The 15,975-nt window shown below is 62.9% G+C and carries 12 protein-coding genes; 11 read left to right on the top strand and 1 reads right to left on the bottom strand.

Translation table 11 applies throughout. The annotated features are described in order from the left end of the window. Positions 1 to 150: 150 nt before the first annotated feature. Positions 151 to 1,434 carry a citrate synthase gene (gene gltA, locus ACCC94_RS19640; protein WP_017518059.1) on the bottom strand — a complete coding sequence of 428 codons (1,284 nt, stop codon included), beginning with the start codon at positions 1,432 to 1,434 and terminating at the stop codon, positions 151 to 153. Positions 1,435 to 1,788: 354 nt separating this feature from the next. Between gltA and sdhC the strand changes: the two genes are divergently transcribed. From sdhC to ACCC94_RS19585, 11 genes are all read left to right on the top strand, one after another. Further along, positions 1,789 to 2,175 (top strand): succinate dehydrogenase, cytochrome b556 subunit, encoded by a 387-nt coding sequence (sdhC, locus tag ACCC94_RS19635; protein WP_413351185.1) that lies wholly within the window; start codon positions 1,789 to 1,791, stop codon positions 2,173 to 2,175. Further along, positions 2,169 to 2,537: a succinate dehydrogenase, hydrophobic membrane anchor protein gene (gene sdhD, locus ACCC94_RS19630; RefSeq protein ID WP_413351187.1), complete on the top strand. Its 369-nt coding sequence runs from the start codon at positions 2,169 to 2,171 to the stop codon at positions 2,535 to 2,537. The genes sdhC and sdhD overlap by 7 nt, the downstream gene beginning before the upstream one ends. 3 nt (positions 2,538 to 2,540) lie before the next feature. Then, complete coding sequence (gene sdhA / locus ACCC94_RS19625) at positions 2,541 to 4,313, top strand: succinate dehydrogenase flavoprotein subunit (RefSeq protein WP_413351183.1); 1,773 nt, start codon at positions 2,541 to 2,543, stop codon at positions 4,311 to 4,313. A gap of 11 nt (positions 4,314 to 4,324) precedes the next feature. After that, on the top strand, positions 4,325 to 5,032 hold the full coding sequence (locus tag ACCC94_RS19620) for a succinate dehydrogenase iron-sulfur subunit (RefSeq protein WP_413351180.1): 708 nt from the start codon (positions 4,325 to 4,327) through the stop codon (positions 5,030 to 5,032). A 250-nt stretch (positions 5,033 to 5,282) separates the two neighbouring features. Beyond that, positions 5,283 to 8,114, top strand: coding sequence for a 2-oxoglutarate dehydrogenase E1 component (locus ACCC94_RS19615; protein ID WP_413351179.1), 2,832 nt, complete (start codon positions 5,283 to 5,285; stop codon positions 8,112 to 8,114). A 42-nt stretch (positions 8,115 to 8,156) separates the two neighbouring features. Beyond that, positions 8,157 to 9,386 carry a 2-oxoglutarate dehydrogenase complex dihydrolipoyllysine-residue succinyltransferase gene (odhB, locus tag ACCC94_RS19610; protein WP_413351178.1) on the top strand — a complete coding sequence of 410 codons (1,230 nt, stop codon included), beginning with the start codon at positions 8,157 to 8,159 and terminating at the stop codon, positions 9,384 to 9,386. Positions 9,387 to 9,467: 81 nt separating this feature from the next. Continuing rightward, positions 9,468 to 10,904 carry a dihydrolipoyl dehydrogenase gene (gene lpdA, locus ACCC94_RS19605; protein WP_413351177.1) on the top strand — a complete coding sequence of 479 codons (1,437 nt, stop codon included), beginning with the start codon at positions 9,468 to 9,470 and terminating at the stop codon, positions 10,902 to 10,904. A gap of 158 nt (positions 10,905 to 11,062) precedes the next feature. After that, positions 11,063 to 12,229 carry an ADP-forming succinate--CoA ligase subunit beta gene (sucC, locus tag ACCC94_RS19600; protein WP_017518067.1) on the top strand — a complete coding sequence of 389 codons (1,167 nt, stop codon included), beginning with the start codon at positions 11,063 to 11,065 and terminating at the stop codon, positions 12,227 to 12,229. After that, positions 12,229 to 13,110, top strand: coding sequence for a succinate--CoA ligase subunit alpha (gene sucD, locus ACCC94_RS19595; RefSeq protein ID WP_038803160.1), 882 nt, complete (start codon positions 12,229 to 12,231; stop codon positions 13,108 to 13,110). The genes sucC and sucD overlap by 1 nt, the downstream gene beginning before the upstream one ends. A gap of 482 nt (positions 13,111 to 13,592) precedes the next feature. Beyond that, positions 13,593 to 14,906 (top strand): branched-chain amino acid transport system II carrier protein, encoded by a 1,314-nt coding sequence (gene brnQ / locus ACCC94_RS19590; protein ID WP_413351174.1) that lies wholly within the window; start codon positions 13,593 to 13,595, stop codon positions 14,904 to 14,906. Between the two features lie 147 nt (positions 14,907 to 15,053). Beyond that, positions 15,054 to 15,815, top strand: a complete 762-nt coding sequence (locus ACCC94_RS19585) for a DUF599 domain-containing protein (protein WP_017518679.1) — start codon at positions 15,054 to 15,056, stop codon at positions 15,813 to 15,815. Positions 15,816 to 15,975 lie beyond the last annotated feature (160 nt).

Genomic DNA, 15,975 nt, shown 5'->3' with positions numbered 1-15,975 from the left:
CGGGGCGCCCCTCCGCCTCGCCCCGCGCTCCCCCCCACCCCCCCCCCCCCCCCACCCCCTTAAAACCCCCCCCCCCCCCCCCCCCGCTCCTACAGAGGGCAAGGCAATGAAAAAGGCCGCCCGAAGGCGGCCTTTCTTTCGCCGTAGCGCTTAGCGGGCCTTGAGGTCCACGAAGTCGCGCTGCGCGCTGCCGGTGTACAGCTGGCGCGGGCGGCCGATCTTGTACGGGCCGGAGAGCATTTCCTGCCAGTGCGAGATCCAGCCCACGGTACGTGCCAGGGCGAAGATCACGGTGAACATGCTGGTCGGAATGCCGATGGCCTTGAGGATGATGCCGGAGTAGAAGTCCACGTTCGGGTAGAGGTTGCGCTCCACGAAGTAGGGATCGTGGCGGGCGATTTCTTCCAGCTTCATGGCCAGTTCCAGTTGCGGGTCGTTGATGCCCAGCTCCTGGAGAACCTCGTCGCAGGTCTGCTTCATGACCTTGGCGCGCGGGTCGAAGTTCTTGTACACGCGGTGGCCGAAGCCCATCAGCTTGAACGGATCGTTCTTGTCCTTGGCCTTGGCCACGAACTTCTCGATGTTCGACACGTCACCGATCTCGTCCAGCATGCGCAGAACGGCTTCGTTCGCACCGCCGTGAGCCGGTCCCCACAGGGCGGCGATGCCCGAGGCGATACAGGCGAACGGGTTGGCGCCCGAGGAGCCCGCCAGGCGCACGGTGGAGGTGGAGGCGTTCTGCTCGTGGTCGGCGTGCAGGATGAAGATGCGGTCCATGGCCTTGGCCAGCACGGGGCTGATCGGCTTGGTCTCGCAAGGGGTGTTGAACATCATATGCAGGAAGTTTTCTGCATAGTTCAGGTCGTTGCGCGGGTACATCATCGGCTCGCCCTTGGAGTACTTGTACACCATGGCGGCGATGGTCGGCATCTTGGCGATCAGGCGATGCGCCGAGACTTCCCGGTGCTTCGGATTATTGATGTCCAGGGAGTCGTGATAGAAGGCGGAGAGGGCACCGATCACGCCGCACATCACGGCCATCGGGTGCGCGTCGCGGCGGAAGCCGTTGAAGAAGGTCTTCAGCTGCTCGTGAACCATGGTGTGGTTCTTGATGGTGCCGACGAACTTTTCCTTCTGCTCGGCAGTCGGAAGCTCGCCGTTGAGCAGCAGGTAGCAGGTTTCCAGGTAGTCGGACTTCTCGGCGAGCTGTTCGATGGGGTAGCCGCGGTGCAGCAGTACGCCCTTGTCACCATCGATATAGGTGATCTTCGACTCGCAGGAGGCGGTGGACATGAAGCCGGGGTCGAAAGTGAAGTGGCCCGTGGAGGTCAGGCCCCGCACGTCGACGACATCGGGACCCAGCGTGCCGGAGAGGACAGGCAGTTCGACGGGGGCAGCGCCCTCGATGATCAACTGCGCTTTTTTGTCAGCCATGATGGCCTCCTATTTATGCTTGAAATCATCTGTACGACCCCCCACGCAGGGCCCGCACCACTATAGAGAGATAAATCCGAATGTCAATTTGCACAATCGGACACGATCGGCTCCTCCAAGCCTCTGTTTTGGCGAAAAAAATTGCCTGTTTACGCCTTTTCGGGGGGTGCGGCAATTAGTCCTTAGGTGAAGGTCTTTCCGTTGTCATTAGGGGCCTAACTGTCTATACTCGGCGACCAGCCGCCAAGGGCCGTCCGGCCTCGCTTCATCGGTGGTTGTCACTCCCGAAGGTGATGGGTACCTGACAAGTGCACCTCCCGACAACTAGCCCTGCTTCATATAAGGGCTCTCAGTGTGAAAAAAGCCGTGAATAGCAAACGACCCGTAAACCTAGACCTAAGGACCATCCAACTCCCTGTCACTGCTTACACGTCCATTCTCCACCGTATCTCTGGCGTCATTCTGTTCGTGGGCATCGCAGTGCTGCTGTTCGCACTGGATCGTTCCCTCGCTTCGGAAGAAAGCTTCGAGCAGGTGAAGGCGTGTCTGGCCCATCCGTTGGCCAAGCTTGTGATCTGGGGCCTGCTGTCTGCGCTGCTGTACCACCTGGTAGCCGGTATTCGTCACCTCATCATGGATGCAGGCGTCGGCGAAACGCTGGAAGGCGGTAAGCGTGGTTCGAAAATCGTCATCGCTGTCGCAGTGGTGCTGATCGTTCTGGCGGGGGTATGGGTATGGTAACTAACGTCACAAACTTCTCGCGTTCCGGCCTCTATGACTGGATGGCTCAACGCGTTTCCGCGGTCGTTCTCGCGGCTTATGTACTGTTCCTGCTGGGTTACCTGATCGCACACCCGGGCATTTCGTATGCCGAGTGGCATGGTCTGTTCTCCCACAGCCTGATGAAGATCTTCAGCCTGTTGACGCTGGTTGCCCTGAGCGTGCACGCCTGGGTCGGCATGTGGACCATCACTACCGACTACCTGACTCCGATGGCCCTCGGCAAAGCCGCGACCGTCGTGCGTTTCCTCGTCCAGGCGGTATGCGGCATGGCCATGTTCGCATTCTTCGTCTGGGGTGTGCAGATTCTCTGGGGTAACTGATCCATGGCTAGCATTCGTACTCTTTCCTTCGACGCCATCATCGTTGGTGGTGGCGGCGCCGGCATGCGCGCTGCGCTGCAACTGGCCCAGGGCGGTCACAAGACTGCCGTGGTGACCAAGGTCTTCCCGACCCGTTCGCACACCGTATCCGCCCAGGGCGGCATCACCTGCGCCATCGCTTCGGCCGACCCGAACGACGATTGGCGCTGGCACATGTACGACACCGTCAAGGGCTCCGACTACATCGGTGACCAGGACGCCATCGAATACATGTGCTCCGTCGGCCCGGAAGCCGTGTTCGAACTGGAACACATGGGCCTGCCGTTCTCCCGTACCGAGCAGGGCCGCATCTACCAGCGTCCGTTCGGTGGCCAGTCCAAGGACTTCGGCAAGGGTGGCCAGGCTGCCCGTACCTGCGCCGCGGCTGACCGTACCGGTCACGCCCTGCTGCATACCCTCTATCAGGCCAACCTGAAGAGCGGTACTTCCTTCCTTAATGAGTGGTACGCCGTTGACCTGGTGAAGAACCAGGACGGTCATGTGGTTGGCGTCATCGCCATCGACATCGAAACCGGCGACACCGTTTATATCCGCTCCAAGGCCGTGGTCCTGGCCACTGGCGGTGCCGGCCGTATCTACGCCTCCACCACCAACGCCCTGATCAACACCGGTGACGGCATCGGCATGGCCCTGCGCGCTGGCGTGCCGGTGCAGGACATCGAGATGTGGCAGTTCCACCCCACCGGCATCGCCGGCGCCGGTGTACTGGTCACCGAAGGCTGCCGCGGTGAAGGCGGCTACCTGATCAACGCCCATGGCGAGCGTTTCATGGAGCGTTACGCTCCGAACGCGAAAGACCTGGCCGGCCGCGACGTGGTTGCCCGCTCCATGGTTAAAGAAGTGATCGCCGGCAACGGCGTGGGCCCGAACAAGGACCACGTGCTGCTGAAGCTCGACCACCTCGGCGAGGAAGTCCTGCACAGCCGCCTGCCCGGCATCTGCGAACTGTCCAAGACCTTCGCCCACGTCGACCCGGTTGTCGCGCCGATCCCGGTCATCCCGACCTGCCACTACATGATGGGCGGCGTTGCCACCAACATCCACGGCCAGGCCCTGACCATGGACGCCAACGGCAACGAGCAGATCGTCGAAGGCTTGTTCGCCGTAGGCGAAGTGGCTTGCGTATCGGTACACGGCGCCAACCGCCTGGGCGGCAACTCGCTGCTCGACCTGGTCGTGTTCGGTCGTGCCACCGGCCTGCACCTGGAAAAGGCCCTGAAAGAGGGCATCGAGCACCGCGGTGCTTCCGAGTCCGACCTGGAATCCGCTTTCAATCGCCTGAACGGCGTGAACGAGCGTACCAGCGGCGAAGAAGTCGCTCCGCTCAAGCGCGAGCTGCAATCCTGCATGCAGAACTACTTCGGTGTGTTCCGTACCGGCGAGTACATGCAGAAAGGTATCGCTCAGCTGGCTGATCTGCGTGAGCGTATCGCTACCGTCAAGATCAACGACAAGAGCCAGGCATTCAACACGGCGCGTATCGAAGCGCTGGAACTGCAGAACCTCCTCGAAGTGGCCGAAGCCACTGCGATTGCGGCCGAAGCCCGCAAAGAGTCCCGCGGCGCGCATGCCCGTGAAGACTTCGAGGAGCGCGACGACGAGAACTGGCTGTGCCACACCCTGTACTTCCCGGGTGAGAAACGCGTTGCCAAGCGTGCCGTCAACTTCGCGCCGAAAACCGTTCCGGCATTCGAACCCAAGGTTCGTACTTACTAAGGGTGCCCGCCATGTTGCAAGTAAGTGTTTACCGCTACAACCCTGAGAAGGACGCTGCACCGTACATGCAGGACTTCCAGGTCGATACCGACGGCAAGGACATCATGGTCCTGGACGTACTGGCGCTGATCAAGGAACAGGACGAGGGCTTCTCCTACCGTCGTTCCTGCCGTGAAGGCGTGTGCGGTTCCGACGGTATGAACATCAACGGCAAGAACGGCCTGGCCTGCATCACCCCCCTGTCGGCCGCCGGCCTGAAGGGTGGCAAGCTGGTCCTGCGTCCGCTGCCGGGCCTGCCGGTCATCCGTGACCTGGTCGTCGACATGCGCATCTTCTACAAGCAGTACGAGAGCGTGAAGCCGTTCCTGCAGAACAAATATGCAGCCCCGGCCATCGAACGTCTGCAAACCCCGGAAGAGCGCGAGAAGCTGGACGGTCTGTACGAGTGCATTCTGTGCGCCTGCTGCTCGACCTCCTGCCCGTCGTTCTGGTGGAACCCGGACAAGTTCCTGGGCCCCGCCGCGCTGCTGCAGGCCTATCGCTTCCTGGCCGACAGCCGTGACACCGAAACCCAGGCTCGCCTGGCGAGCATGGATGACCCGTTCAGCGTCTTCCGCTGCCGCGGGATCATGAACTGCGTGAACGTCTGCCCGAAGGGTCTGAACCCCACCAAGGCAATCGGTCACATCCGTAACATGCTGCTGCAAAGCGGCACTTGATCCGAGGGCCTTGCGCCCAGAGGTCATTGCAAGAGCGACACCTGTGCCGCCGGAACATTGTCCGGCGGTACAGTCCCTAGGACCCAAGCCCACAAAGCGGGGGTCCTGTTTTGAAAACGTATATATGACCAGCAGGGGCATCCGGGCTGGTACCCGGACTATCTGCGGGAATCGGTGGCTTGAAGTCGCTGTGTATGACTTCGCGCCAGAGATTCCACAGGTGGAGTCCCCTTACCGAGGGTGACCAAGCATGCACGAAAGCGTAATGCAGCGGATGTGGAACAGTGCCCATCTATCCGGTGGAAACGCTGCCTACGTCGAAGAGCTCTACGAGCTCTACCTGCACGACCCGAACGCTGTGCCAGAAGAGTGGCGCACGTACTTCCAGAAGCTCCCCGCCGACGGCAATCCTGCCCCAGACGTCTCGCATTCCTCTATCCGTGATCATTTCGTACTCCTGGCCAAGAACCAGCGCCGCGCTGCGCCGGTTTCCGCTGGCAGCGTAAGCACCGAGCACGAGAAGAAACAGGTCGAAGTCCTGCGTCTGATCCTGGCATACCGTCTGCGTGGGCATCAGGCTGCGTCGCTCGATCCGCTGGGTCTCTGGGTGCGTACCGCGCCCTCCGATCTGTCGCTCGAACACTACGGGCTCACTGCTGCAGACCTCGACACCACCTTCCGTACCGGTGAGCTCTACATCGGCAAGGAAGAGGCGACCCTGCGTGAAATCATCGATGCGCTGAAGCAGACCTACTGCAGCACCATCGGCGCCGAGTTCATGCACATCGTCGATTCCGAACAGCGCCACTGGTTCGCCCAGCGCCTGGAAAGCGTGCGTGGTCGTCCGACCTACTCCGCCGACGCCCGCTCCCACCTGCTCGAGCGCCTGACCGCTGCCGAAGGCCTGGAAAAGTACCTGGGCACCAAGTACCCGGGCACCAAGCGTTTCGGCCTGGAAGGCGGCGAGAGCCTGATTCCGATGGTCGACGAGATCATCCAGCGCTCCGGCTCCTACGGCGTGAAGGAAATCGTCATCGGCATGGCCCACCGTGGCCGCCTGAACGTCCTGGTCAACACCCTGGGCAAGAACCCGCGCGACCTCTTCGACGAGTTCGAAGGCAAGAAACTGGTCGAGCTGGGCTCGGGTGACGTGAAGTACCACCAGGGCTTCTCCTCCAACGTCATGACCACCGGCGGCGAAGTCCACCTGGCCCTGGCGTTCAACCCCTCGCACCTGGAAATCGTTTCCCCGGTGGTCGAGGGTTCGGTACGCGCCCGCCAGGACCGTCGCAAGGACGGCAGCGGCGACAAGGTCGTGCCGATCTCCATCCACGGCGATGCCGCCTTCGCGGGGCAGGGCGTGGTCATGGAGACCTTCCAGATGTCGCAGACCCGTGCTTACAAGACGGGCGGCACCATCCACATCGTGATCAACAACCAGGTCGGCTTCACCACCAGCCGTCAGGACGATGCTCGTTCCACCGAGTACGCGACCGACGTGGCGAAGATGATCCAGGCGCCGATCTTCCATGTGAATGGCGACGATCCGGAAGCGGTCCTGTTCGTGACCCAGCTGGCTGTCGACTACCGCATGCAGTTCAAGCGTGACGTGGTCATCGACCTGGTCTGCTACCGCCGTCGCGGCCACAACGAGGCCGACGAGCCGAGCGGCACCCAGCCGCTGATGTACCAGCAGATCGCCAAGCAGCGCACCACCCGTGACCTGTATGCCGACGCGCTGATCGCCGCTGGCGTGCAGACCACCGAGCAGGCCCAGGAGAAGGTCGACGAATACCGCGACGCTCTCGACAACGGCCAGCACGTGGTGAAGAGCCTGGTGAAGGAGCCCAACAAGGAGCTCTTCGTCGACTGGCGTCCGTACGTGGGCCATGCCTGGACCGCGCGTCACGACACCCGCTTCGACCTGAAGACCCTGCAGGACCTGTCCGCCAAGCTGCTGGAAACCCCGGACGGCTTCGTCATGCAGCGCCAGGTACAGAAGATCTACGAAGACCGCGCGAAGATGGCTGCCGGTGGCATGCCGATCAACTGGGGCTTCGCCGAGAACCTGGCCTACGCGACCCTGCTGTTCGAAGGTCACCCGGTGCGCATGACCGGTCAGGACGTCGGCCGCGGCACCTTCTCGCACCGCCACGCGGCGCTGCACAACCAGAAGGACGACTCGGTCTACATCCCGCTGGCCAACCTGTTCGACGGCCAGCCGCGCGTCAGCCTGTACGACTCCTACCTCTCGGAAGAAGCCGTGCTGGCGTTCGAATACGGCTACGCCACCACCATGCCGAACGCGCTGGTGATCTGGGAAGCCCAGTTCGGTGACTTCGCCAACGGTGCGCAGGTCGTGATCGACCAGTTCATCACCAGCGGCGAGACCAAGTGGCAACGCCTGTGTGGTCTGACCATGCTGCTGCCGCACGGTTACGAAGGCCAGGGTCCGGAGCACTCCTCCGCACGTCTGGAGCGTTACCTGCAGCTGTGCGCCGAGCAGAACATCCAGGTCTGCGTGCCGACCACTCCGGCGCAGGTCTACCACATGCTGCGCCGCCAGGTGATCCGTCCGCTGCGCAAGCCGCTGGTCGTGATGACTCCGAAGTCGCTGCTGCGTCACAAGCTGGCCATCTCGACCCTGGAAGATCTGGCCAACGGCTCGTTCCAGACCGTGATCAACGAGATCGACAGCCTGGATCCGAAGAAAGTCGACCGCATCGTGCTGTGCAGCGGCAAGGTGTACTACGACCTGCTGGAGAAGCGTCGTGCCGAAGGTCTCGAGAACATCGCGATCGTTCGTATCGAGCAGCTGTATCCGTTCCCGGAGGACGATCTGGCCGAGGTCCTGTCGCAGTACAAGAACCTCAAGCACATCGTCTGGTGCCAGGAAGAGCCGATGAACCAGGGCGCCTGGTACTGCTCGCAGCACCACATGCGTCGCGTCATCGCCGCGCACAAGAAAGGTCTCAACCTGGAATACGCGGGCCGCGAAGGCTCGGCAGCTCCGGCTTGCGGCTACGCTTCGATGCACGCCGAGCAGCAGGAAAAACTGCTGCAGGACGCCTTCACCGTTTAACGCCAACGCGCAGTTGATACCGAATTTAAGGAAACACACATAATGGCTATCGAAATCAAAGCCCCAACCTTCCCGGAATCGGTTGCCGACGGCACCGTCGCAACCTGGCACAAGAAGGTCGGTGAAGCCGTCAAGCGTGACGAGTTGATCGTCGACATCGAGACCGACAAGGTCGTGATCGAGGTTCTGGCCGAAGCCGACGGCGTCCTGGCCGAGATCGTCAAGAACGAAGGCGACACCGTTCTCTCCAACGAACTGCTGGGCAAGCTGAGCGAAGGCGGTGCTGCCGCTGCCGCTCCGGCTGCTGCCGCCGCTCCCGCTGCTGCCCCGGCCGCTGCTGCACCGGCAGCCGCTGCTGACGACAACATCCTCTCGCCGGCCGCCCGCAAGCTGGCCGAAGAGAATGGCATCGACCCGAACAGCCTGGCCGGCACCGGCAAGGGCGGTCGCGTGACCAAGGAAGACGTCGTTGCCGCCGTCGAAGCCAAGAAGAACGCCCCGGCTGCCGCTCCGGCCGCCAAGGCCGCTGCCCCGGCTGCCGCCGCTGCTCCGGTGATCGCCGCTGGCGACCGCGTCGAGAAGCGCGTACCGATGACCCGCCTGCGCGCCAAGGTTGCCGAGCGTCTGGTCGAAGCCCAGTCCTCCATGGCCATGCTGACTACCTTCAACGAAGTCAACATGAAGCCGATCATGGACCTGCGCAACAAGTACAAGGACCTGTTCGAGAAGAAGCACAACGGCGTCCGCCTGGGCTTCATGTCCTTCTTCGTCAAGGCCGCCACCGAAGCCCTGAAGCGCTTCCCGGGCGTCAACGCCTCGATCGACGGCAACGACATCGTCTACCACGGCTACCAGGACATCGGCGTGGCCGTTTCCAGCGACCGTGGTCTGGTCGTACCGGTACTGCGCAACGCCGAGTTCATGAGCCTGGCCGAGATCGAGAACGGCATCGCCACCTTCGGCAAGAAGGCCAAAGACGGCAAGCTGTCCATCGAAGACATGACCGGTGGTACTTTCACCATTTCCAACGGTGGCGTATTTGGTTCCCTCCTGTCGACTCCGATCGTCAACCCGCCGCAGACCGCCATCCTCGGCATGCACAAGATCCAGGAGCGCCCGATGGCCGTTAACGGCCAGGTGGTGATCCTGCCGATGATGTACCTGGCGCTGTCCTACGATCACCGCATGATCGACGGCAAGGAAGCAGTCAGCTTCCTGGTCACCATGAAGGATCTGCTGGAAGATCCGGCTCGCCTGCTGCTGGACGTCTGATACACCCGTTCACACGACGGCCCCGTACTACACGACGGCCCCGAAAGGGGCCGTCCGCTTCACCGGAATAAGGATTGAGACATGAGCCAGAAATTCGACGTGGTTGTGATTGGTGCCGGCCCCGGCGGCTACGTAGCCGCCATCCGTGCCGCCCAACTCGGCCTGAAGACCGCTTGCATCGAGAAGTACATCGGTAAAGAGGGCAAGGTCGCTCTCGGCGGTACCTGCCTGAACGTAGGCTGCATTCCGTCCAAGGCGCTGCTGGACAGCTCCTGGAAGTACAAGGAAGCCAAAGAAGGCTTCGAGATTCACGGCATTTCCACTGGCGGCGTGAAGATGGACGTTCCGGCGATGGTTGCGCGCAAGGCCAACATCGTGAAGAACCTGACCGGCGGCATCGCCACCCTGTTCAAGGCCAATGGCGTGACCTCCTTCGAAGGCCACGGCAAGGTCCTGGCCAACAAGCAGGTCGAAGTGACCGGCCTGGACGGCAAGACCCAGGTCCTGGAAGCCGACAACATCATCATCGCCTCGGGCTCCAAGCCGGTCGAAATCCCGCCGGCCCCGCTGACCGAAGACGTGATCGTCGACTCCACCGGCGCCCTGGAATTCCAGAGCGTACCGAAGAAGCTGGGCGTGATCGGCGCTGGCGTCATCGGCCTGGAGCTGGGTTCGGTCTGGGCGCGCCTGGGCGCTGAAGTCACCGTCCTGGAAGCCCTGGACAAGTTCCTCCCGGCGGCCGACGAGCAGATCGCCAAGGAAGCCCTGAAGACCCTGACCAAGCAAGGTCTGAACATCCGCCTGGGCGCTCGCGTCACTGGTTCGGAAGTGAAGAAGAAGCAGGTCACCGTGACCTTCACCGACGCCAACGGCGAGCAGAAGGAAACCTTCGACAAGCTGATCGTGGCCGTGGGCCGTCGCCCGGTGACCACCGACCTGCTGGCCGCCGACAGCGGCGTGACCCTGGACGAGCGTGGCTTCATCTACGTCGACGACCACTGCAAGACCAGCGTTCCGGGCGTCTACGCCATCGGTGACGTGGTCCGCGGCGCCATGCTGGCGCACAAGGCCTCGGAAGAGGGCGTGATGGTTGCCGAGCGTATCGCCGGCCACAAGGCCCAGATGAACTACGACCTGATTCCGTCGGTGATCTACACCCACCCGGAAATCGCATGGGTCGGCAAGACCGAGCAGCAGCTCAAGGGCGAAGGCGTCGAAGTCAACGTCGGTACCTTCCCGTTCGCCGCCAGCGGCCGCGCCATGGCTGCCAACGACACCGGTGGTCTGGTCAAGGTCATCGCCGATGCCAAGACCGACCGCGTACTGGGCGTCCATGTGATCGGCCCGAGCGCCGCCGAGCTGGTTCAGCAGGGCGCGATCGGCATGGAATTCGGCACCAGTGCCGAAGACCTGGGCATGATGGTCTTCTCCCACCCGACTCTGTCCGAAGCGCTGCACGAAGCGGCTCTGGCGGTGAATGGCCACGCCATCCACATCGCCAACCGCAAGAAGCGCTAAGGAACGGGACCACGGCGGGCAGGGCGGCAGTCTTTTGCGAGGGGCTGCCTCCCACCCGCCGGATCGTTTCTCCCCCGCGGGGATTCGGTCACAGGTGGCGCGGTGCCACGAGCGCCGCGCCGAATGCGCAATACCCAAGACGAAAACGGTAGACAAGCATGAATCTCCACGAATATCAGGGTAAGCAGCTGTTCGCTGAGTACGGCCTGCCCGTATCCAAGGGCTTCGCCGTCGACACACCCGAAGAGGCCGCAGAAGCCTGTGAAAAGATCGGTGGTACCGAGTGGGTCGTAAAAGCCCAGGTACACGCCGGCGGCCGCGGCAAAGCGGGCGGTGTGAAGCTGGTCAAGAGCAAAGAGGACGCCAAGGCGTTCGCCGCCAACTGGCTGGGCAAGCGTCTGGTGACTTACCAGACTGACGCCAACGGCCAGCCGGTCAGCAAGATCCTGGTGGAATCCTGCACCGACATCGACAAGGAGCTGTACCTCGGCGCCGTTGTCGACCGTTCCAGCCGTCGCATCGTCTTCATGGCCTCCACCGAAGGTGGCGTGGACATCGAGAAAGTTGCGCACGAGACTCCTGAAAAGATCCTGAAAGCCACCATCGATCCGCTGGTTGGCGCTCAGCCGTTCCAGGGCCGCGAGCTGGCCTTCCAGCTGGGCCTGAAGGGCGACCAGATCAAGCAGTTCACCCACATCTTCGTGGGCCTCGCCAAGCTGTTCCAGGACTACGACCTGGCGCTGCTGGAAGTGAACCCGCTGGTGATCAAGAAAGACGGCAACCTGCACTGCCTGGACGCCAAGATCAACATCGACTCCAACGCCATGTACCGTCAGCCCAAGCTGCGCGCCATGCACGACCCGTCCCAGGACGACGCTCGTGAAGCCCATGCGCAGAAGTGGGAACTGAACTACGTCGCGCTGGAAGGCAACATCGGCTGCATGGTCAACGGCGCTGGCCTGGCCATGGGCACCATGGACATCGTCAACCTGCACGGCGGCAAGCCGGCCAACTTCCTCGACGTTGGCGGCGGTGCCACCAAAGAGCGCGTGACCGAAGCGTTCAAGATCATCCTGTCCGACAGCAACGTGGCTGCCGTTCTGGTGAACATCTTCGGCGGCATCGTTCGCTGCGATATGATTGCCGAAGGCATCATCGGCGCGGTGAAAGAAGTCGGCGTGAAAATCCCGGTTGTCGTTCGTCTGGAAGGCAACAACGCCGACCTCGGCGCCAAGGTCCTGGCCGAGAGCGGTCTGAACATCATCGCGGCGACCAGCCTGACCGACGCTGCCCAGCAAGTCGTCAAGGCCGCGGAGGGTAAGTAATGAGCGTCCTGATCAATAAAGACACCAAAGTCATCTGCCAGGGCTTCACCGGCTCGCAGGGTACCTTCCACTCCGAACAAGCCATCGCCTACGGCACCAAGATGGTTGGCGGCGTGACCCCCGGCAAGGGCGGCACCACCCACCTCGGCCTGCCGGTGTTCAACACCGTCAAGGAAGCCGTGGAAGCCACCGGCGCCGATGCTTCGGTCATCTACGTTCCGGCTCCGTTCTGCAAGGACTCGATCCTGGAAGCGGCCTTCGGCGGCATCAAGCTGATCGTCTGCATCACCGAAGGCATCCCGACCATCGACATGCTGGAAGCCAAGGTCAAGTGCGACGAGCTGGGCGTACGCCTGATCGGCCCGAACTGCCCGGGCGTGATCACTCCCGGCGAGTGCAAGATCGGCATCATGCCGGGTCACATCCACCTGCCGGGCAAGGTGGGCATCGTGTCGCGTTCCGGCACCCTGACCTACGAAGCCGTGAAGCAGACCACCGACGCCGGCTTCGGCCAGTCCACCTGCGTGGGCATCGGCGGTGACCCGATCCCGGGCTCCAACTTCATCGACATCCTGAAGCTGTTCCAAGAAGACCCGAAAACCGAAGCCATCGTCATGATCGGTGAAATCGGTGGTTCGGCCGAAGAAGAAGCGGCTGCCTACATCAAGGCCAACGTGACCAAGCCGGTGGTGTCCTACATCGCTGGTGTAACCGCACCGCCCGGCAAGCGCATGGGCCACGCGGGCGCCATCATCTCCGGTGGCAAGGGCACTGCGGACGAGAAGTTCGCCGCCCTGCAGGACGCTGGTGTGAAAACCGTGCGTTCGCTGGCCGACATCGGCAAGGCCCTGGCCGAGCTGACCGGCTGGCCGGTCAAGTAAGCGCCTCGCTTACTCAACCGCCCGTCAACAGAGGCCACCTTCGGGTGGCCTCTGTCGTTGTGGCGGCGTCTACAAAGTGTCGTTCAGGCGACATCGCCGATCATTGCGCGGACGATCTGACGTATGTCAGTGCAGTTCATCGGAATAGATCGTTAGGCTAGCAACTATATGAAGCGTCGCGTTCCCCACAAGGGAAGGCTCGCTCACCGTCAATTCCTACCCGGAGGCGACGGCGATTCCTGACCGTCAAGGATGGCGGGATAACCAGAATGCAGGAGCAACCGGGCCACGAGCCCATGGAAAACCTCTGCTATCGGACTTCCAAGAACAAATCACCGTACCGATGACAGCAGCATCACTGGATGCGCAGGCTCAGCCGCAATGAGTCAGCCAGTCCCGTCCGATGCGGCTTTGTCACGTCTGTATGGTCGATCTGCCCAGGAAGACCACGAACCCGTTTCAGCACTGTGGTATTTCCCTTCATGAACGTCTTGAAAGGCCAGGACATCCTGGCACTGGGTTTTATGACCTTCGCGCTGTTCGTCGGCGCGGGCAACATCATCTTCCCGCCGATCGTGGGGCTGCAGTCGGGGCCGCACGTGTGGATGGCCGCGCTGGGCTTCCTGATCACCGCGGTCGGCCTGCCGGTGATCACCGTGGTGGCGCTGGCCAAGGTCGGTGGCGCGATGGACACCCTCAGCCACCCCATCGGCAAGGTCGCCGGCGGGCTGCTGGCGGCCGTCTGCTACCTGTCGGTCGGGCCGCTGTTCGCCACCCCGCGTACCGCCACCGTCTCCTTCGAAGTCGGCCTGGCGCCGCTGACCGGGGAGGGCGCGCTGCCGCTGTTCCTCTACAGCCTGGTGTATTTCCTGATCGTGCTGGTGATCTCGCTGTATCCGGGCAAGCTGCTCGATACCGTGGGCCGCTTCCTCGCGCCGCTGAAGATCATCGCCCTGGCCGCGCTGGGCATTGCCGCCTTCATGCTGCCGGCCGGCCCCATTGGCGTCGCTGAACCGGCCTACCAGAGCGCCGCGTTCTCCCAGGGCTTCGTCAATGGCTACCTGACCATGGACACCCTTGGCGCGCTGGTCTTCGGCATCGTCATCGTCAACGCGATCCGCTCCCGGGGCGTGCAGTCGCCGCGCCTGATCACCCGCTACGCCATCATCGCCGGCCTGATCGCCGGCGTAGGCCTGGCGCTGGTGTACATCAGCCTGTTCCGCCTGGGTGCCGGCAGCCATGACATCGCCGCGGGTGCCGCCAACGGCGCTGCCGTCCTGCACGCCTACGTGCAGCACACCTTCGGCTCGCTGGGCAGCACCTTCCTCGCGGTGCTCATCGCGCTGGCCTGCCTGGTCACCGCCGTCGGCCTGACCTGTGCCTGTGCCGAGTACTTCTGCCGCATCCTGCCGCTGTCGTACCGCAGCCTGGTTGTCATCCTGGCCGGCTTCTCGCTGCTGGTGTCGAACCTGGGCCTGACCAAGCTCATCCAGTTCTCGATCCCGGTGCTGACCGCCATCTATCCGCCGTGCATCGTGCTGGTGGCGCTGAGCTTCTGCGCCAGCCTGTGGCGTTCGCAGACCCGCATCGTCGCCCCGGTGATGGTGATCTCCTTCGTCTTCGGCATCATCGATGCCCTGAAGGGCGCCAAGCTCGACGCCTGGATGCCGGCCTGGATGGAGCACCTGCCGCTGGCCGAGCAGGGCCTCGCCTGGCTGATTCCCTCGGTCACCATGCTGGCCGTGATGGTGGTGGTCGACCGCCTGCTGGGCAAACCCCAGGAAGCAATGGCCTGATATCCGCCGTCAGAGAAAAAGGCCGCCCACGAGGCGGCCTTTTTCATGCCCGCGTTTTTCCGTCGTGGGCGTCGTGTCCTGGCGCGTTAAACTGGCGTCTATCGGCTGCGTACTGACTTCATCCCGTCTCGAATCGCAAGGAAATCCATGACCGACATCGTCGACCTGTTCGACATCCAGTACTTCTGGAACCTGCTCGCCATCCTCTGGTTCCTGTTCTGCTGGATCGGCTACACCCGCTACGCCAAGACCAAGGCCCGCGACACTGCTTGCCTGGCCAGCGTGCTGCACCTCTACCGCCAGGACTGGATGCGCCGCGTGCTGCTGCGCGACAACCGCGTGGCGGACGCCAGCGTGATCGGCAACCTGGAGCGCAACGCCTCGTTCTTCGCCTCCAGCACCCTGATCATCCTGGCCGGTATCCTCACGCTGCTGGGCTCGGCCGAGCGCACGATCTCGGTGCTGGCCGACCTGCCTTTCGTGACGGCGCCGACCCGCGGGCTCTCGGAGCTCAAGTTGCTGTGCCTGGCGGTGGTCTTCGTCTACGCCTTCTTCACCTTCAGCTGGTGCATGCGCCAGTACAACTTCGCCGCGGTGCTGATCGGTTCCGCGCCCATGGTGGGGGAGCGCAACGTCGGCGAGCTGGAGCGCAAATCCTTCGCCGAGCGCGCGGCGCGCGTGGTGTCGCTGGCGGCGCACCAGTTCAACCAGGGCCTGCGCACCTATTATTTCGGCCTGGCGATGCTGGCCTGGTTCATCAACCCGTGGATCTTCATGCTGGTGACGGCGGGTGTGGTGGGCGTGCTGTACCAGCGCGAGTTCCACTCCAGCGTGCTTCACGTGATGGTCTACACGCCGACGCCGCAGGGCGATGCGCCGCGGGACAACGACATTCCTCCCAGCGGCTGACAGCCGAACCGCAGAAACGACAAGGCCCGCCATAAGCGGGCCTTGTTCTGTGCGGCAGAAGCGCGATTATTGCTTCTGCTCGCCGCCGGCGGGCTCCTGCGGCGCGGTGGCCGGGGCTGCCGGAGTTGCCGGGGAGGCTTCAGGCGCTGGCGGGGTGGTC

This window comes from Pseudomonas sp. Pseusp97 (assembly GCF_047304025.1).
In the GTDB taxonomy this organism is placed as follows: domain Bacteria; phylum Pseudomonadota; class Gammaproteobacteria; order Pseudomonadales; family Pseudomonadaceae; genus Pseudomonas.
This window is presented reverse-complemented; position numbering and strand designations above follow the sequence as displayed.